The sequence below is a fragment of the Camelimonas sp. ID_303_24 genome (genome assembly GCF_053543495.1).
In genome coordinates, this window is sequence record NZ_JBLLJM010000023.1 from 54,096 (window position 1) to 71,755 (window position 17,660).

17 protein-coding genes are annotated in these 17,660 nt (G+C 67.3%); 11 read left to right on the top strand and 6 right to left on the bottom strand.

Features of this window, described 5'->3' with window-relative positions:
- The first annotated feature begins 6 nt into the window (after positions 1–6).
- The 8 genes from era (at position 7) to ACERNI_RS16205 (ending at position 10,152) form a co-directional block, all read left to right on the top strand.
- Positions 7–954, top strand: coding sequence for a GTPase Era (gene era / locus ACERNI_RS16170; protein ID WP_448834285.1), 948 nt, complete (start codon positions 7–9; stop codon positions 952–954).
- A gap of 197 nt (positions 955–1,151) precedes the next feature.
- Positions 1,152–1,892 (top strand): DNA repair protein RecO, encoded by a 741-nt coding sequence (gene recO, locus ACERNI_RS16175; RefSeq protein ID WP_448834286.1) that lies wholly within the window; start codon positions 1,152–1,154, stop codon positions 1,890–1,892.
- 238 nt (positions 1,893–2,130) lie between these two features.
- On the top strand, positions 2,131–3,429 hold the full coding sequence (locus tag ACERNI_RS16180; RefSeq protein WP_448834287.1) for an MFS transporter: 1,299 nt from the start codon (positions 2,131–2,133) through the stop codon (positions 3,427–3,429).
- Positions 3,430–3,640: 211 nt separating this feature from the next.
- Positions 3,641–5,884, top strand: coding sequence for a DNA topoisomerase IV subunit A (gene parC / locus ACERNI_RS16185; protein WP_448834288.1), 2,244 nt, complete (start codon positions 3,641–3,643; stop codon positions 5,882–5,884).
- Positions 5,885–5,923: 39 nt separating this feature from the next.
- The gene (locus ACERNI_RS16190) at positions 5,924–6,274 is read left to right on the top strand and encodes a VOC family protein (protein WP_448834289.1); all 351 of its coding nucleotides are present in this window, start codon (positions 5,924–5,926) and stop codon (positions 6,272–6,274) included.
- Positions 6,275–6,893: 619 nt separating this feature from the next.
- A complete protein-coding gene (locus tag ACERNI_RS16195; protein ID WP_448834290.1) occupies positions 6,894–7,742 on the top strand; it encodes an enoyl-CoA hydratase in 849 nt (282 codons plus the stop codon).
- 2 nt (positions 7,743–7,744) lie between these two features.
- Entirely contained in the window at positions 7,745–8,893 is a 1,149-nt protein-coding gene (locus ACERNI_RS16200; protein WP_448834291.1) for an acyl-CoA dehydrogenase family protein, read from the top strand.
- Positions 8,894–8,958: 65 nt separating this feature from the next.
- A complete protein-coding gene (locus ACERNI_RS16205; RefSeq protein ID WP_448834292.1) occupies positions 8,959–10,152 on the top strand; it encodes an acyl-CoA dehydrogenase family protein in 1,194 nt (397 codons plus the stop codon).
- A 58-nt stretch (positions 10,153–10,210) separates the two neighbouring features.
- Here ACERNI_RS16205 and ACERNI_RS16210 read toward each other — a convergent pair whose 3' ends face one another.
- From ACERNI_RS16210 to hemB, 6 genes are all read right to left on the bottom strand, one after another.
- Positions 10,211–10,618 (bottom strand): ASCH domain-containing protein, encoded by a 408-nt coding sequence (locus ACERNI_RS16210; RefSeq protein WP_448834293.1) that lies wholly within the window; start codon positions 10,616–10,618, stop codon positions 10,211–10,213.
- A complete protein-coding gene (locus ACERNI_RS16215; RefSeq protein WP_448834294.1) occupies positions 10,615–11,664 on the bottom strand; it encodes a DUF1624 domain-containing protein in 1,050 nt (349 codons plus the stop codon). Before ACERNI_RS16215 ends, ACERNI_RS16210 begins: the two co-directional genes overlap by 4 nt.
- Entirely contained in the window at positions 11,661–12,407 is a 747-nt protein-coding gene (locus ACERNI_RS16220) for an arginyltransferase (protein ID WP_448834295.1), read from the bottom strand. The genes ACERNI_RS16215 and ACERNI_RS16220 overlap by 4 nt, the downstream gene beginning before the upstream one ends.
- Before the next feature lie 254 nt (positions 12,408–12,661).
- A complete protein-coding gene (locus tag ACERNI_RS16225) occupies positions 12,662–13,132 on the bottom strand; it encodes an RDD family protein (RefSeq protein WP_448834296.1) in 471 nt (156 codons plus the stop codon).
- A 203-nt stretch (positions 13,133–13,335) separates the two neighbouring features.
- The gene (locus ACERNI_RS16230; protein ID WP_448834297.1) at positions 13,336–13,896 is read right to left on the bottom strand and encodes a hypothetical protein; all 561 of its coding nucleotides are present in this window, start codon (positions 13,894–13,896) and stop codon (positions 13,336–13,338) included.
- 28 nt (positions 13,897–13,924) lie between these two features.
- Positions 13,925–14,956, bottom strand: coding sequence for a porphobilinogen synthase (gene hemB / locus ACERNI_RS16235; RefSeq protein WP_448834298.1), 1,032 nt, complete (start codon positions 14,954–14,956; stop codon positions 13,925–13,927).
- Between the two features lie 336 nt (positions 14,957–15,292).
- On the opposite strand from hemB, the gene ACERNI_RS16240 reads away from it, so the two are divergent.
- The 3 genes from ACERNI_RS16240 to arsC all read left to right on the top strand — a co-directional run bounded on the left by ACERNI_RS16240 (position 15,293) and on the right by arsC (position 17,468).
- Positions 15,293–16,351, top strand: coding sequence for an enoyl-CoA hydratase/isomerase family protein (locus ACERNI_RS16240; protein WP_448834299.1), 1,059 nt, complete (start codon positions 15,293–15,295; stop codon positions 16,349–16,351).
- Positions 16,352–16,602: 251 nt separating this feature from the next.
- Positions 16,603–17,058 (top strand): DUF6163 family protein, encoded by a 456-nt coding sequence (locus tag ACERNI_RS16245; RefSeq protein ID WP_448834300.1) that lies wholly within the window; start codon positions 16,603–16,605, stop codon positions 17,056–17,058.
- Between the two features lie 32 nt (positions 17,059–17,090).
- Positions 17,091–17,468 carry an arsenate reductase (glutaredoxin) gene (gene arsC, locus ACERNI_RS16250; protein ID WP_448834301.1) on the top strand — a complete coding sequence of 126 codons (378 nt, stop codon included), beginning with the start codon at positions 17,091–17,093 and terminating at the stop codon, positions 17,466–17,468.
- Positions 17,469–17,660 lie beyond the last annotated feature (192 nt).

A 17,660-nucleotide genomic window follows, 5' to 3' on the forward strand; every position in this document is an offset into this window, starting at 1 on the left:
GCACACATGACTGACGAAACCACACCGCCGGCCCCAGGCGACGGCCAGGACGAGGCCCTGCAGACGCGCTGCGGCTTCATCGCCCTGATCGGCGCGCCCAACGCCGGCAAATCGACCCTGCTCAACGCCCTGGTTGGCGCCAAGGTGTCGATCATCTCCCGCAAGGTGCAGACCACGCGCGTGCTGGTGCGCGGCATCGCCATCCACGGCGACAGCCAGATGATCTTTGTCGACACCCCCGGCATCTTCCGGCCGAAGCGCCGTCTCGACCGGGCCATGGTCACGACGGCCTGGGGCGGCGCCGGCGACGCCGACGCTGTCTGCCTGCTGGTTGACGCCCGCAAGGGCATTGACGAGGAAGTGGAGGCGGTGCTGGAGCGGCTGGCCGACGTGCGCAAGCCCAAGGTGCTGATCCTCAACAAGATCGACCTGATCCAGCGCGAACGCCTGCTCGCCCTGGCGGCGGCGGTGAATGAAAAGGGCGATTTCCAGCGCACCTTCATGATCTCCGCCATGAAGGGCGACGGCGTCGAGGATCTCAAGGCATGGCTCGCGGAACGCATGCCGGTCGATCACTGGCACTATCCCGAGGACCAGATCGCCGACGCGCCGCTGCGCCAGCTGGCGGCCGAGATCACCCGTGAAAAGCTGTTCGACCGTCTGCACGACGAACTGCCCTATGCCTCCACGGTGGAAACCGACACCTGGACGCAGCAGCGCGACGGTTCGGTTCGCATCGAGCAGACGATTTTCGTGGAGCGCGAAAGCCAGCGCAGCATCGTGCTGGGCAAGGGCGGCCAGACCATCAAGGCTATCGGCTCGGCGGCCCGCGTCGACATCGCCGAGGCGGCCGATGCGAAAGTGCATCTGTTCCTGTTCGTCAAGGTGCGCGAGAACTGGGGCGACGACCCGGCCCGCTACCGCGAGATGGGTCTGGAGTTCCCGCGCAACTGAGTCGCGTCCGGCAGGGCGGCGTCAGCCGGCGCCGCGACCCTGGAGCCTTTTCCGGTTTAAATGGATCAGAAAGGGCTCCTGTATCCTTTGTTCCGGGCGAATTTTGCCCGATCGGACGCCGCCGTCTGATCGGAAAGCGCTCTGACCGGCGCCGGGACCCGCCGTTCCGCCGCCCAACCCCGCCAGCGGAGGGGGGCATGGAATGGGCTGATGAAGGCGTGGTGCTCGGGGTGCGCCGTCTGGGCGAAAGCAGCGTCATTCTCGAAGTCATGACCCGCGACCATGGCCGTCACGCCGGCGTGGTGCGCGGCGGACGCTCCAGCCGGATGCGCCCGGTGCTGCAGCCTGGCAATTCTGTTTCCCTGGTCTGGCGCGCTCGCATCGAGGAGCAACTGGGCATGTTCGCCGTCGAGGGCGGCCAGTTGCGGGCGGCGCGTTACATGGGCTCGGCCCTGGCGCTCAATCTGCTCGGCGCGGCGGTGGCGCTGACCCGCCTGTTGCCGGAGCGCGATCCCCACGCCGACGTGCACGACGCGTTGTCCCTGCTCGCCGATCACGTGGCAGACGATACGGTTGGTCCGGGCCTGCTCGCCCTGTTTGAGCTGTCATTGCTGGCCGAGCTGGGGTTCGGTCTCGACCTGTCGCGCTGCGCCGCCACCGGCGCGACCGATGATCTCAAATACGTCTCTCCGAAGTCCGGCTGCGCTGTTTCGGCCGCCGCCGGCGCGCCATGGAAGGACCGGCTGCTGCCGCTGCCGCCGTTCTTCTCCGGCAAGCTGGAAACGGCGCCGTCGCCGCGCGATGTGCTCGACGCCCTGCGCGTCACCGGCTTTTTCCTCACCCGCGATGTTTATGGGCCGCGCGGCATGCCGGCGCCGGACGGGCGCGAGCGCGTGATCGCGATCCTGCAGAGGCTGACAGACGCAAAGGGCTCATGAGGCTGGCGCAGCGGTCCGGGACGTCGCCTGGCGCTTGCGGGCCGGATGCGGCGGCGTGCGCTTCAGTAAACAGCGTCAAAGGCGCCGGCCAGGCGCAACCCAGGGGCGCGCTGGCGCGGCTGGCGGCGTGGTGCATTCAAACGCAGGATACGGATATCGCGACAGGTCAGAAGATGGCATCCGGTTTCAGGACGCATCCGGCGCCCGCGTGACGCCTGAATTCTCCGGAGCCTGCCCCATGTCCGCCCTGCCCATCGTTGCCAACGCGGACCAGAATGATGCTGACGTGAACCGGGCCGGGCCCGCCGGCGGCGATGGGGACGCGCAGGCCAGTGAGTTTCGGGCCGGCTGGCCGGCGGTGCTGGCCTGCTTCGCCATGGCCATCTTCGTCTGGGGTTTCGGCTTCTATGGCCAGCCGGTGTATCTGGCCGAATTGCAGCGCGCCAATGGCTGGTCCACGGCGCTGGTCTCGGCTTCCATCACCTTCTATTACGTCTTTGGCGCCGCCTGCCTGCTGTGGATCAGCGTGCTGTTCGAGCGCGTCGACCTGCGGATCTTGCTCGGCGGCGGCGTCTGCGTCATGGCGCTTGGGGCCATTGGCGTGGCCAATGCCCGCCATCCAGCCATGCTGTTTGCCTCCAGCGCGGTGCTGGGAACCGGCTGGGCCGCCACCAGCTCCACGGCCATTTCCACCACGCTTGCCCGCTGGTTTGATCGCAAGCGCGGCCTCGCCATCAGCCTGGCGCTGAATGGCGCCAGCCTCGCCGGCGTCTTCGTCGCGCCGCTGCTGGTGCGGCTCAGCGCCGTGTATGGCCTGGCGGCCAGCGTCACCGGGCTGAGCCTCGCCATGCTGGCGCTGCTGCTGCCGCTGCTGATATTCGGGCTCGCCAGCCGCGCGCCGGTTCCAGGCGGCGAAACCCATGTGGTCGCCAGCGGCTCCGGCCGGGCGCCGGATGGTCCGGCCAACTGGCGCGACGCCATGCGCTCCCTGCATTTCTGGAGCATCGCCGTTCCGTTCGCCCTCGGCTTCGGCGCCCAGGTCGGCTTCCTGATGCACCAGGTGGCGCTGCTGCTGCCGGCGCTCGGCGCGGAGCAGACCGCGGTGGCGCTGATGGCCGGCTCCTTCGCCGCCTTCGCCGGGCGCGTGGCCCTTGGTTTTTTCATCGACCGGGTCAACCAGCGTCTGACGACAGCGCTCAGCATTGGCAGCCAGGCGCTGGCGCTGGTGGCGATCATCATCTGGCCGCGCAGCCCGCAGGTGCTGTTTCCGGCGGTCATCCTGTTCGGCCTCTCCGTCGGCAATCTGATCACGCTGCCAGCCACGATCATCCAGCACGAATTTCCGGCGCGGGCCTTCAGCCTGATCATGGGCATGACGGTGGCGACCGGGCAGTTCTTTTATGCTTTCTTCCCGGCGATTGTCGGCGTCGTGCACGACCTGACCGGCGGCTATGGCGCGCCGCTGGCGCTGTGCGTGGCGCTCCAGATTGTGGCGGCGGTGTTGCTGCTGCGCCCACCCCGGCGCGATAACGGTTGAACGGCGCCGGAAGGCCCATGTAAATGCTTGCGTTCAGAAGGTTTGTTCGCTACCCGTTCTCATGTCTTCGGGCGGCTGTTCAGGCATGCGCCTGACCATTGGGCAGGCGCGCGGGTCATGTCGCCGCGCGGGCCTGGCCGCCGCGCCGGTTTTCGGCTCGCGATGACAGTTCGCCATTGGCGCCGTTCAGCGGCGTGTTCCGGGGGAGGGTATGGGCAAAGAGGTCGGGACGCCGCCGGACGACGGCATTGAGAATGTCGAACTGCGCGAGGCGCTGGAGCAGCGCTATCTCGACTATGCCCTCTCGACCATCATGCATCGCGCCCTGCCGGATGCGCGCGACGGCCTGAAGCCCGTCCACCGCCGCATTCTCTACGGCATGCGCCTGCTGCGGCTCGATCCGGGCTCGCCATTCAAAAAATCCGCCAAGGTCGTCGGCGACGTGATGGGTTCGTTCCACCCGCACGGCGACCAGGCCATTTACGACGCCATGGTGCGTCTCGCCCAGGATTTCGCCTCGCGCTATCCGCTGGTGGAAGGGCAGGGCAATTTTGGCAATATCGATGGCGACGGCCCGGCCGCCCATCGCTACACCGAAGCGCGCATGACCGACGTGGCGCGGTTGCTGCTTCAGGATATCGACAACGACACCGTCGATTTTCGCCCCAATTACGACGGCTCCACCTCTGAGCCGGCGGTGTTGCCGTCGGCTTTCCCCAATCTGCTGGCCAATGGTTCGCAGGGCATCGCCGTCGGCATGGCCACGTCGATACCCCCGCACAATGTCGCTGAATTGTGCGAGGCGGCGCTGTATCTGGTCACGCATCCGGAGGCGACGTCGGAGCAGTTGCTCAACTTCGTCCAGGGGCCCGATTTCCCCACCGGCGGCATTATCGTCGAGCCGCGCGCCAATATCCTCGACGCCTATCGCAGCGGTCGCGGCGGTTTTCGCGTGCGCGCCCGTTGGGTGAAGGAAGAGGCGGGGCGCGGCGGCTGGGTCGCGGTGGTCACCGAGATTCCCTATCTCGTGCCCAAGGCGCGGCTGATCGAGAAGATCGCCGACCTGTTGCAGGAAAAGAAGCTGCCGCTGGTCGCCGATGTGCGCGATGAATCGGCCGAGGACGTGCGCATCGTCTTCGAGCCGCGCTCCCGCACCGTCGATCCGGAACTGATGATGGAATCGCTGTACCGGCTCACCGAGCTGGAAAGCCGCGTTCCGCTGAACCTGAACGTGCTGACGGCAGGCCGGGTGCCGCGCGTGCTCGGGCTTGCCGAAGTGTTGCGCGAGTGGGTGGATCACCGCCGCGACGTGCTGCAGCGCGGCTCGCGCCATCGTCTCGGCGTTATCGGCCGGCGTCTCGAAATCCTTGGCGGCCTGCTGATCGTCTATCTCGATCTCGACGAGGTGATCCGCATCATCCGCGAGGAGGACGAGGCGAAGCCGGCGTTGATGAAGCGCTTCGATCTCACCGAGATCCAGGCCAACGCCATTCTCGACACCCGCCTGCGCGCTTTGCGCAAGCTGGAGGAGATGCAACTGCGCACCGAGCAGGAGGCGTTGCAGAAGGAAGAGGCCGAACTGAACGCGCTGCTTGGGTCGGAGCCCGCCCAGTGGAAGAAGGTGTCCACGGAAATTCGCGGCCTGCGCAAGCTGTTCGGGCCGGAGACGCCGCTGGGCAGGCGCCGCACCAGCTTCGCTGACGCGCCGGCCGCCGGCGCCATCGACCTGACCGAAGCCATGGTCGAGCGCGAGCCCGTGACCGTCGTGGTGTCGGTCAAGGGCTGGATCCGCGCCCTCAAGGGGCACGTGGCGGACGTCTCGGGCCTGCAGTTCAAGGGCGACGACAGCCTGGCCCTGTCGTTCCACGCCGAGACCACCTCGCGCATCCTGCTGGCGGACAGCACCGGCCGCATCTTCACCATCGAAGCCTCGAAGCTGCCAGGCGGCCGTGGCGTTGGCGACCCGCTGCGCATCCTGATCGACATGGATGAAAACGCCAGCGTGGTTGCGGCCTGGCCATGGCGCCAGGGCGAGAAGACGTTGCTGATGTCGAGCGAGGGGCGTGGGTTCATCGCCAGTTCCGACGACATGGTCGCCAATACCCGCAAGGGCAAGCAGATCATGGTGATGGACGCGCCGCACCGGCTGATGGTGTGCGCGCCGGTCGCCGGCGACCATCTCGCCATCATCGGTCAGAACCGCAAGCTGCTGGTGTTCCCGCTGATCCAGGCTTCGGAAATGACCCGCGGCAAGGGCGTGCGCCTGCAGAAATATCGCGACGGCGGCGCGGCGGACGCCAAGACCTTCAATCTCGCCGATGGCCTGACCTGGAAGGACACCTCCGGCCGCACCTGGACGGTGAACGAAGCCGACCTGCGCGACTGGGTCGGCAACCGCGCCGAAGCTGGCCGGCTGCCGCCCAAGGGCTTCCCGCGCAACAACCGCTTCGGTTAAGGGCGTCCGGCCGCTGTCTGGCCGTCAGGGGGCAAGCCGGTGACGGTCAGACGGATTGTGGCGAACATCGCCGCCGGCGACATCCGCCGCGCCAGGACGTTCTATGGCGACGTGCTCGACATGGACGTGGCGATGGACCATGGCTGGATCATCACCTTCGCTGGCGCCGCTGGGGGCCCCGCGCAGGTCAGCATCGCCAGCGAGGGCGGTGGTGGCCAGCCGGTTCCTGACCTGTCCATTGAGGTCGACAATCTGGATCAGGTGATCGCCCGCCTCGCCCGCGCCGGCTTTGCGCTGGAATACGGTCCGGCGGTTGAGCCGTGGGGCGTGCGCCGCCTGTTTGTACGCGATCCATTCGGTCGGCTGGTCAATATCCTCGCCCACATCTGACGCTGCTCCGCGACAGGCGCCTTCAGCGCGAAGCGGCGCGGCCGAGGCATAACCCGGTCCTGACCCTGCTGTCTGCTCATGGCGCGCATTGCACAGTCCCTGCCGTTATGGCGGCGCCTGTTCCGGCGCCGACGAAAGCGTTCTCCGCAGAAGACCCGCTGGGTGCGAAAATGTGGATGCCCGCATCACCTGCAGGCCTGGCGGCGCGAAACACCCGTGCAAAAGGGGCGCCGGCGCTCGCCTGACAACTGCAGCGACGGCGTTGGCGCTGGCCCGCCGCCGGGCCCATTGCCCGTCCTGGGCGCGCCGCTTCCCACATCTGGTTCTGTATGACGGGGTGGCCGGGCTGCGGGCTCTGGACGCGCTTCCAATCTTGAACTAGCGTTTGATAGATGTTGGGGGCGACTTCCTCCGGCTGGGTGTTTCAGGCGCGCCGCCGCGCGTAAAGTCCCGCGGGAGGCGGCGTCTGGAGCGCTTTCCGATCAGCCGGAAACGGCTGATCGGTCAGAAATCGCTCAAACAAGGATAGTTGGAGCAGTTCTCGATCCAGATTGATCGAACACTGCTGGAAAAGGCAACGCTCCGCCTGTGGCGGGGCAGTGGCCCCGGGGAGGAAACAATGGCGGAATATGAAACCGTGCTGGTTGAGCGGCCGGCTGAAGGCGTGGCCCGCATCGTCATGAACAGGCCGGACGCCCGCAACGCCCAGAACCTGCAGATGACCTATGATCTCAACGCCGCTTTCGACGCGGCCGCCGCGGACGATGCGGTGAAGGTGATTATTCTGGCAGGCGCCGATCCGCATTTTTCCGCCGGTCATGACCTGCGCGCCGGCGCGAAGAACGCGGCCGGCGTCGACTTTCCGCCGGTGTTCAACTGGGGCGGTTTCGCCGAGCCAGGCGTGCATGGCCTCTATGCCCGCGAGCAGGAAATCTACCTGCAGATGGTCCGCCGCTGGCGCAACATTTCCAAGCCAACCATCGCCGAGGTCCAGGGGCGCTGCATCGCCGGCGGGCTGATGCTGGCCTGGGCCTGCGACCTGATCGTCGCCAGCGAGGATGCTTCATTCTGCGATCCGGTGGTCACCATGGGCGTTTGCGGCCATGAGTGGTTTGTCCACCCCTGGGAGCTGGGCGCCCGCAAGGCCAAGGAGTTCCTGTTCACCTCCGATGCGTGGACCGCCCAGGAAGGCTACCGGCTCGGCATGGTCAACCACGTCACGCCGCGCGAGGCCCTGCGCGGCTTCACCGCGCAACTGGCGCAGCGCATCGCCGCCAAGCCGGTTTTTGCCCTGAAGCTGGCCAAGGAAGCGGTCAACGGCTCGCTCGACATCATGGGCCAGCAGGCGGCGATCGATAAGGCTTATGCCCTGCACCAGCTCTGTCACGCCCACAATCTCCAGCAGTTTGGTTCAATCGTAGACCCGTCCGGCGTACATGGATCGGTCAAGGGAAAGGCGTCTGTCTGACCATGGATCTCACCCCCACCGAAGAGCAGCGCCTGCTGCGTGAGAGCGCAGGGCGTTTTGTCCGCGCCCAATACAACGCCGACGCCCGCCGCAAACGCGCGGAGACCGGCGAAGGCTTTTCCGCGGCGACCTGGCGGGAGTTCGCCGATCTGGGCTGGCTCGCCCTGCCATTGCCGGAGGCGCATGGCGGCCTTGGCGGCGGCGCCGTTGAGGTTGGCATGCTGATGGAAGCCTTCGGCGAGGGGCTGGTTGATTCGCCTTACGTCTCCACGGTGATCCTCGGCGCTGGCGCCGTCGCGGCGGCCGGGTCGCCGGCCCAGCAGGCTGACCTGCTGCCGAAGGTGGCGGAAGGCGCGCTGCGCATCGCTTTCGCGCACAGCGAGCGCCAGGCGCGCTACAATCTGGCGGATGTGGCCACCCATGCGGTGAAGGACGCTGACGGTTGGGTGATCGACGGCGCCAAGACCGCCGTGCTCGACGCCGACGAGGCGGATCTGCTCATCGTTTCCGCCCGCATTCATGGCAATCGCGCCGATGCGAAGGGCATTGGCCTGTTCCTCGTGCCGCGCGACGCGGAAGGGGTGACGCTGACGACGGATCCGCGGCTTGGCGGCGGCATGGTCTCGCAGATAAGCCTCGCTGGCGTGCGCCTTGGCGCCGACGCGCTGCTTGGCGGCCGTGAAGATGCGCTGCCGGTGATCGAAGCGGCGATTGACCACGCCACCGCGGCGCTGTGCGCCGAGGCCGTGGGCATGATGCAGACGCTGGTGGAGACCACCGCCGCCTACATCAAGACCCGCGAGCAGTTCGGCAAGCCGCTGTCGGTCAACCAGGCGCTGCGCCACCGCATGGCCGACATGGCCGTGGCGGTGGAGGAGGGGCGCTCGCTGGCCCTGCGCGCCGCCCTGTTCGCCGATGCGGAGCCCGTGATCCGCGCCCGCGCCGTTTCCGGCGCCAAGGCGAAGATCGGCCGTGGCGCGCGCTATGTCGCCGAGCAGGCGGTGCAGTTGCATGGCGGCATGGGCGTTACCGAAGAGCTGGAGATCGGCGCTTTCCTCAAGCGCGTGGTGTTCTTCGACGCCATGTTCGGCGGTGCGGATCATCATCTGAAGCGCCATGCGGCCCTCAGCGCCGCCGGCCGCGCCGCCTGAAGTGTTTTTCGCGCTGCGCCATTCCCGTTTTCCGGGAGCGGCGAGGCGACAGGAGTTGAGCTCCCATGAATTTCTCGTTCTCTGATGAGGAAAAGGCCTTCCGCGAGGAAGTCCGCGAATTCCTCGCTTCCGCGCTGACGCCCGACATGAAGCGGGCCCAGGGCCTGACGCCGTCCGTGTTCTCCGACAAGGAAATCTCCGACCCGTGGCACCGCGCCCTGGCCTCGAAGGGCTGGGCCGCGCCTGGCTGGCCGCCGGAGGCTGGCGGCCCGACCTGGACGCCTGCGCAGCGCTGGATCTTCGCCACCGAATGCGCGAAGGCCGGCGCGCCCAGCGTGTCGCCCATGGGCGTCGCCATGGTCGGCCCGGTCATCATCCGGTTTGGCACGCCGGAGCAGAAGGCGAAGTACCTGCCGCGCATCCTCAATTGCGAGGACTACTGGTGTCAGGGTTACTCCGAGCCCGGTTCAGGCTCCGATCTGGCGTCCCTGAAGACCCGCGCCGTGCGCGATGGCGATCACTACGTCATCAACGGCACCAAGATCTGGACGACGCACGCCCACCACGCCAACATGATGTTCGCCCTGGTGCGCACGGACGACACCGGCCGCAAGCAGGAAGGCATCAGCTTCATCCTGATTGACATGACCTCGCCGGGCATCACCATCCGGCCGATCCTGACCATCGGCGGCGATCACGAGGTCAACCAGGTCTTCTTCGACGACGTGCGCGTGCCGGTGGAGAACCGCATCGGCGAGGAAGGGCTGGGCTGGACCTACGGCAAATACCTGCTGGAGTTCGAGCGCGGCGGCGGCATCGCCGCGGCCCGCCTGCGGCGCGGCCTGCAGCACGTGATCGACATGGCGAACGGCGAGGCGCCTGGCCAGCCGATCGACGATCCGGCGCTGGTGCTGAAGATCTCGGAGATCGAGATCGACATCGACGCGCTGGAGCTGACCGAGTTGCGGATCATGTCGGCGCTCCAGACCGGCCAGAACCCCGGCGCCGTGTCCTCGCTGCTCAAATTGCGCAATAGCGAGATCAAGCAGGCCATCACGCGCCTCGCCGTCGATGTTCTCGGCTATGACGCCCTGGTGTGGGAGCCCGCCCGGCCGCTGTATGGCCTGAACCGGGCGACCCTGCCGGAGATCGAACTGCCGGTGGTGCCGGAATATCTCAACAGCCGGGCCTTCACCATCTTCGGCGGCTCGTCAGAAGTGCAGCGCGACATCATCGCCAAGCTGGTGGTGGGGCTGTAAACAGCGCCAGACGGCCAGGTTCCGCATGACGAAAATGGCCGGGCTTGCCCGGCCATTTTCATGTCTGGAGAAGGGGCTGCCTGGACGGCCGTTCCGGCCAGTCGATCAGATAAATATCCCGCGCCGCCAGCACGGCTGCGGGCCAGGCGACCGGGCGAATGTCCACCAGTTCCCAGGCGAGCCAGCCGTCCGCGTAAGCGCTGGCGCAGGCGGCGGCCATATCGGCGCGGGTGAACGGCCGGATGGCGGCCACCCGCACGATCGCCACGGCCCGCCCATCCGGGTCCTCATCGCCAGCCTGGCGCAGGAAGCGGTTATTTTCGACAATCAGCAGGTCGTCGGCCGGCGTCAGGGGCGGGGTCCAACGCCGGACTTCCAGGGTCTTCAGGCCGGAAGCGATTTTGCCTCCGCCGGGCGCAACCACTGACAGGGCCTTGATCTGGCGGCCTTTGAGGCGGGCGCTCACGGAGCCTTCGCCGCCTCGCTGCACTGGTCGATGGTCTGCCCCAGCCGCGCGCGACCGGCCGGCGTGATGTCGCCGGAAACGACCGGCGCGGACAGCCCGTCCTGACGCAGGCTGCCGACAAGGCAGTCGCAATACTTCTGGCAGAAGCTTTCGGAACTGGCGTTGGCCGAGCAGGCGAAATGGCAGGTGCGCGTCACCCGCATGTCCAGCGCCGCCTGCGACGGGCCGGCCAGCCAGGCAATGGCGCCGAACAGGCCCATCAGCACGATCTGATGCGTCAGGTAGATGATCAGGCTGTGCCGGCCGGCGAAGGTCAGCGTCCTGCCAATGCGCCCCGTGTCGCGCCAGCGGCCAGCCGCCGTGGCGGGAAACCAGGCAAGGCAGGCCCGCGCCGCCGCCACGCCAAGCAGCACGGCGCCGAACCAGGGGAAAATGGGAACCCAGTCGGCGGTGTTGGGAACCACATCGGCGAGGCCGGTGATAATCAGCGGGCCGTGGCTGAACAGCGGTGAGTTCCAGAAGAACGGCAGGGCGATGACGCCGGCGCCGGCCAGCGCCGTCATCGGCCATGGCGCGCGCAGGAACGGCAGCGCCAGAATGCTGGCGGCGGCGATGCAGTGCAGGATGCCGAAAAAAATGAACTGCTGCGGGTTGGTGAACCAGGTGGACAGCGTCACCGCCGCCGCGCCGGCGGCCACCATGGCCAGGCGCTTGCTCCAGGATCTCCAGTAACCCGCCTTCCAATAACTGGCCTTCCCGTTGACGCCGCTCTGGCTGGCGAGCACCAGGCTGACGCCGACCAGGAACAGGAAGCTGCTGGCGATGCCATGGGCGAAATTGCGCCAGAACGGCGAGTTCACCGCATCAATGGGCGCCAGGTTGAAAAAGGTGATGTCCCAGGCGCTGTGGTAAACCACCATGGCGGCCAAAGCGACGCCGCGCGCCGCATCGATGACCGGCAGGCGGACCGGGCGTTTCGGCGTGATGGGCGGGGATTGGGAGGAAGGGGCTTTGTCAGCGAGACGGCTTGCGCTGTCCAGGGTCATTCGTGGCGTCTCCAGCCCGCGCCGGTGAGGCGTTCCTGCGGCGTGAAGCGCGCTTTGTAGGCCATTTTTCGCGAACCATCGACCCAGAAGCCGAGGTAGACATAGGGCAGGCCCATCTCGCGGGCCCGGCGAATGTGATCGAGAATCATGAAGGCGCCGAGGCTGCGGCGCTCTTCGGCCGGATCGTAGAACGAATAGACCATCGACAGGCCGTCGCTGAGCACGTCAGTCAGCGCGGCGGCGACCAGCGGTCCCTGGCCGCGACCATTGATGGCGGTGTCGGGGCCGCGCCGGCGCCAGGTGACAAGCCGGGTGTCCACATGGCTGTCCTCGACCATGGTGACGTAATCCTGCACGCTCATGTCGGCCATGCCGCCATCGTGGTGCCGGGCGGTCAGGTAGTCGCGAAACAGGCAGTATTGTTCTGCCGTGGCCGCTGGCTGCTCCATGACGCCGGCGAGGTCGGCGTTGGCGCGCAGCACCCGGCGAAAGCTTTTGCCGGGGGCGAAATCATCAACCACCACCCGCACGGAGACACAGGCGGCGCAGCCCTCGCAGGCCGGCCGGTAGGCGATGGTCTGCGAGCGGCGAAAGCCGTTCTGGCTCAGCAGATCGTTCAGCCCGACGGCGCGGCGGCCGACCAGATGGGTAAACACCTTCCGCTCCTGCCGGTCGGGCAGATAGGGACAGGTCGCCGGTCCGGTGAGATAGAACTGGGGCGTCTCGCGCGGATGGGTGGTCACGCTGGTCCCCTGTGGCTGGACGCAGCGAAACATTCGCCGCCGATGCCAGCCTAACATCGCCAGCCCGTCCGGAGAATGGGTTTTGCGGGGGGCCGATATTGCCGCCGGATATTGCCGCAGGAACGGCTGGCGCGGCGGCCAGACAAAAAAAGGGGCGCCGCAAGCGCCCCCATGTTCACGGGGTTCCTGTGTCCCGCATCCTGATCGACCGGTTGCTGCCATCCGGTCGCGAAGCGTCAGGTCAGTGCGTCAGGTCAGTCGTTCCAGACCACCACCAGGCCGGCGAGATAATCGTGGCCCATCCGGCCCCGGTCATCAATCACGCCGATCACCACATCCGCGAGCCAGAGCAGGCCGGTGCTGGCCGCCAGGTAGAAGAACAGGGCGTGCGCGCCGGCGGTAATGGCGTCGACCCGGCCGCCGTCCGCGCGCATCACCCGCATGCCCAGCATGCGCATGCCGATGGTGGATTGCCTGGAGCCGCCGACCGTCACCATGCTGTAGATGATGCCAGAGGCCGGAACGACCAGGGCGAACAGGAACCAGCCCAGACCAAAGGTCAAAAAGCCCAGCACGCCAACGATGACCGCCAGCATCACCGTCCACAGGGCGATGATGACCAGGTCGATCAGCCAGGCGAACAGCCGCGACGTCAGCACGCCGCTGGTGCGCCCACCGCCAGCCCGCTCGCCCCGGCCGCCTGTCGTCAGATCCGTATTCGCCATTTTGTCTTGCCGTTCCTCTACTGGCCCTGGCGCGCCCGTGCGGACGCGCCTTTGCATTCACGTCCTATATATGCGCGCCCGGGCCATATTTTTAAGTAGTGAATTGCGGTTGCAATGGCGGGGCTGGCGTCATGTCCCGCCCGCAGCGCGCGCCTGGAGCCTGGAGCTTGTATTTTGTGAGCGAATTCTGAGCGGAAAGCGCTCTAGGGGCGCGGTGCGACGGCCTGTGAGGCGGCCGGGTCCGGCGGCGGGCCGTCGCTGGCCTCCAGATAGAAGCGGCGCAGAAAATAAAAATTGGCCTCGGCCAGCGGGCCGCGCTCCGTGGCGACGCCGGTGAGGCGCACCCGGGCGCCGTCTTCACTCGCGGCGTAGCGGCAGGAGACCTCCCGGTGGCGCAACCGGCCATCGGCGGTCTGCGCCGTGTAGGCGATGCGCACGCTGGAGCGGGAAGCGCCCGGCCGGGGCGCCGCCAGCGAGAACGCGGCGTCGGAAGGATTGAGCGCCGGGATCACCGTACGGCAGAGGCTGGCCGCCCGCTCGTTCACAGCCGGCTGGAACGCCCACCATGCGCCAACGCCGGCCAGCCCCAGGCAGACGCCAACGCCGACGGCTGAAAACGCCTCGGCGCGCGACAGGCCGCGCCGCGCCGCGCCGGCTCCGGCCGCCGGCGTCACGACGCCAGACGCTGGAATGCCTGATGCCTCCCGGCGCTCGCTGGAGACGTCGTCCGCCGTTCCGTTCGCGATGGGGCCAGAGCCGTTCATGGCGGCGCTTCCTTTTCCCCGGAATGTCTCAGCCGGCGCCGCGCAGCTTGCGTGCGACGCGCGGGGCGAAATAGGTCAGCACGCCGTCGGCGCCCGCCCGCTTGAAAGCCAGCAGGCTTTCCAGCATGGCCTTGTCGCCGTCGAGCCAGCCGTTGCGGGCCGCGCCTTCGATCATGGCGTACTCGCCCGAGACCTGGTAGGCGAAGGTCGGCATGCCGAATTCCTTCTTCACCCGGTGCAGCACGTCCAGATAGGGCATGCCGGGCTTGACCATGATCATGTCGGCGCCTTCCTCAACGTCAAGCGCCACTTCCCGCAGCGCCTCGTCGCCGTTGGCCGGGTCCATCTGGTAGGTGCGCTTGTCGCCGACCAGCAGGGCGCCGGAGCCGACCGCGTCGCGGAACGGGCCATAGAACGCCGAGGCGTACTTGGCGGCATAGGACATGATCTGCACGTCCTGGAAACCAGCCGCGTCGAGGCCGTCGCGGATGGCGCCGACGCGGCCGTCCATCATGTCGGAGGGGGCGATCACATCCGCGCCAGCCTCGGCCTGGATCACCGACTGGCGCACCAGCCGCGCCACCGTTTCGTCATTGAGAATCCGCCCGTCGGCGATCACGCCGTCATGGCCATGGCTGGTGTAGGGGTCCAGCGCCGCGTCGATGATGACGCCGACATCCGGAACTTCCCTCTTGATGGCGCGCGCCGCCTGGCAGACCAGATTATCCGGGTTCAGCGCTTCGCTGCCCTCGGGGTCCTTCAACGCGGCGTCGGTGTAGGGAAACAGGGCGATGGCGGGAATGCCCAACTCCGCCGCTTCGACAGCCGAGCGGACGATGTGATCCACCGACTGGCGGTCGACGCCGGGCATCGAGGCCACGGGGGTGCGCAGATCGGAACCGTCGGCGACGAACATCGGCCAGATCAGGTCGTTGGTGGTCAGCACGTTCTCGCGCACCAGCCGGCGGGCCCATTCCGATTTGCGGTTGCGGCGCGGCCTGTGGACGAGACCGAGGTCGACATTGGCTGCGATTTCCGGTCCCGGTCTGCTGTTCGACATGGCTGGCTTTCCGCTCGTCCTGATTGCTGGCCTGACCGTGGCGACGATTTTCGTCCGGCCTCCGCCCCTGTTGCCTTCTACAGGACATGAGGGCCGGGGCAAAATGCACCGGGGTCGCATCGCCTCATGAAGGGGGCAGGAAACGCTCCATAGATCGCTGCATGTATCGCTCCATGGATCGCCCCAGGAATCGTTTCAGGAAACGTTCCATGGCGTTCCCCCATCGCATCCCTGTCTGGCGTTGTATTCTCGCTCCCGTGGCGCGCATCCGCATTGACGCGGCGGCGGTCAGTGACCAAAGTCCGCGCCGGAATAGGCTTCAGAAGGATATGGGTCGTGCAGGACGTTCAGGAAAGCGAAATCATCTGCCAGCGCCAGGGATCAGCGGGCGTTGTCATTCTGAACCGTCCCAAGGCGCTCAATGCACTGACCCTGACCATGGTGCGCGGCCTGCGCGAAGCCCTTGACGCCTGGGAGAATGACCCGGCCGTCACCCGCGTCATCGTCACCGGCGCTGGCGATCGCGCCTTCTGCGCCGGCGGCGACATCCGCTCCCTCTATGAGCAGGGCAAGGGCGGCCGGCTTGAGGACGCCCTGACGTTCTGGCGCGAGGAGTATCAGCTCAACGTCCGCATCAAGGAATATTCCAAGCCTTACGTCGCTCTGGTCGAGGGCTTCGTCATGGGCGGCGGCGTTGGCGTGTCGGTCCACGGCAGCCATATGGTGGCCTTCGACAAATTCACCTTCGCCATGCCAGAGGTCGGCATCGGCTTCTTCCCTGATGTTGGCGCCACCTACGCGCTGCCGCGCCTGCCTGGCGAACTGGGCACGTTCATCGCCGTCACCGGCGATCGCATCAACCAGGCCGAGGCTCATGCCCTCGGGCTGGCCACCCATGCGGCCCCGTCGTCGGAGTTCAATGCCATCCGCGACCGCCTGATCGCGGGCGAGCCGGTGGACGCGGTGCTGGCGCCTTACGCCGCGAGGCCGGCGACCTCGCCGCTGCTCGCCAGCCAGGCGATGCTCGACGGGGCGTTCAGCGCGCCGGACGTTGCCGGCATTCTCGCCCGCCTCGACGCGGCCGCCGCTGGCGGCTCGGAACTGGCCGGCAAGACCGCCGCCACGATGCGCACAAAATCACCCACCAGCATGGCGCTGTCGCTGGAGCAGATGCGGCGCGGTCGCGGCGTCGACTTCCGTGAAGCCATCCGGATCGAGTATCGCATCGTCTCGCGCATCTCCCTCGGACACGATTTCTACGAAGGCGTGCGCGCCGTGATCGTTGACAAGGACCAGAACCCGAAATGGAAGCCGGCGGCGCAGGCTGACGTGTCAGCCGCCGATATCGACGCCTATTTCGCGCCCCTCGGCCCGACGGAGCTGACCTTCGATTGAGAGACGCCCGGCGGGTTCCCGGGGGACGGTCTTCGCCCTGCATCGCGCGGAGGGCGGGGGCTCCGGGAAAATGTCATTGATTCAATAATGTGTGGCGGGAACCGGATTCAGTTTCGCCGGTTGTCCCGCCGCCGTCGCCTCCCGCGAGAACAGGGTCGCTCCGGGATGAATAAGTACGGCGGACCAGGCGGGTAGGGTGGTTTTCTGAATCAGCCCGTCAGGACAACGCCATTTGGAAAAAGAGGTGCCCCGTGGCGGCGCAAGGCGAAGAAACCAGGACTGAAGGCGGGCGCGCCAGCGGCGTCATCGAGGCCCTGCGCGCCTCGCCGTTGCCGCGCGTGCGCTGGGGGCTGATCCTCGTCTGGTTCCTGCGCCTGATGGCGGTGCTGTGGATGATGATGGGCCTGCTGGCCTGGGCGGACATTCTTGGCCTGACGCCGTCGCCGTCGCCGTTCGAGGATCGCGGCCTCGGCGCCCAGGCGGTGGTGGTCTATTTCGCCGTGTTCAATCTGGTGGCAGCTGTCGGCCTGTGGCTCACCAGCACCTGGGGCGGCATCATGTGGCTACTGGCCCTGATGAGCCACATGATCCTGGCGATTTTCCTGCCGCAGGTGGTGGCCAGCGGCGCCTTCACCGTCGCCATGTTTGGCGTGCTGGCGGTGCTCTATCTGATGATCTCCTGGCTGGCCGCCCATGACCAGGAATGATGGACCAGGAATGACGGACCAGGATTGATGGCGTGAACCAGGCCAGCGAGGTCACGATCTGGCATAACCCCGCGTGCTCCACGTCCCGTCGCGCGCTGGAGCTGATCCGCGCCGCCGGCGTCGAACCGCGCGTTGTGCTCTACCTCAAGGATGCGCCTGATCGCGCCGCCCTTGCCGGGCTGGCGGCGCGGGTCGAGGGCGGGGCCGGCGCCCTCTTGCGGCGCAAGGGCGATCTCTGGAAGGAACTGGCGCCGGCGCTCGGCCTTGATCGCCCGGAAGTGACCGACGCGGCCATTGTCGACGCCATCGCCGCCCACCCTGCATTGCTCAACCGGCCCGTGGTCGCCGGCCCTGGCGGCGCGGCTGCCTGCCGGCCGCCGGAGCGCGCGCTGGATCTGCTGTCGCCCTGAGCGCGCGCCGCGGCGCCTGTGGCCCGAATGCGACAGCGCCGCGTATGTGGCGGTTGCCGGTCGTTTTGGCGCCGGCGTGGTTATTCGGCGCAAGCTGGCTATATTGCTTCAGGATCAACCAGATAGGCCAGGTCCAACGCCCATGGCCGCTGGAGTCGTGGCGCCGCGCGCGCCGTTTCCGTTGTTCCGCGC

Excerpts from the sequence above, each read along its gene's own strand:
- parC (WP_448834288.1), top strand. The coding sequence starts at position 3,641 with ATGGGCAAAGAGGTCGGGACGCCGCCGGACGACGGCATTGAGAATGTC.
- recO (WP_448834286.1), top strand. The coding sequence starts at position 1,152 with ATGGAATGGGCTGATGAAGGCGTGGTGCTCGGGGTGCGCCGTCTGGGC.
- ACERNI_RS16215 (WP_448834294.1), bottom strand. The coding sequence starts at position 11,664 with ATGACCCTGGACAGCGCAAGCCGTCTCGCTGACAAAGCCCCTTCCTCC.
- ACERNI_RS16180 (WP_448834287.1), top strand. The coding sequence starts at position 2,131 with ATGTCCGCCCTGCCCATCGTTGCCAACGCGGACCAGAATGATGCTGAC.
- ACERNI_RS16205 (WP_448834292.1), top strand. The coding sequence starts at position 8,959 with ATGAATTTCTCGTTCTCTGATGAGGAAAAGGCCTTCCGCGAGGAAGTC.
- hemB (WP_448834298.1), bottom strand. The coding sequence starts at position 14,956 with ATGTCGAACAGCAGACCGGGACCGGAAATCGCAGCCAATGTCGACCTC.
- era (WP_448834285.1), top strand. The coding sequence starts at position 7 with ATGACTGACGAAACCACACCGCCGGCCCCAGGCGACGGCCAGGACGAG.
- ACERNI_RS16195 (WP_448834290.1), top strand. The coding sequence starts at position 6,894 with ATGGCGGAATATGAAACCGTGCTGGTTGAGCGGCCGGCTGAAGGCGTG.
- ACERNI_RS16200 (WP_448834291.1), top strand. The coding sequence starts at position 7,745 with ATGGATCTCACCCCCACCGAAGAGCAGCGCCTGCTGCGTGAGAGCGCA.
- ACERNI_RS16230 (WP_448834297.1), bottom strand. The coding sequence starts at position 13,896 with ATGAACGGCTCTGGCCCCATCGCGAACGGAACGGCGGACGACGTCTCC.
- ACERNI_RS16225 (WP_448834296.1), bottom strand. The coding sequence starts at position 13,132 with ATGGCGAATACGGATCTGACGACAGGCGGCCGGGGCGAGCGGGCTGGC.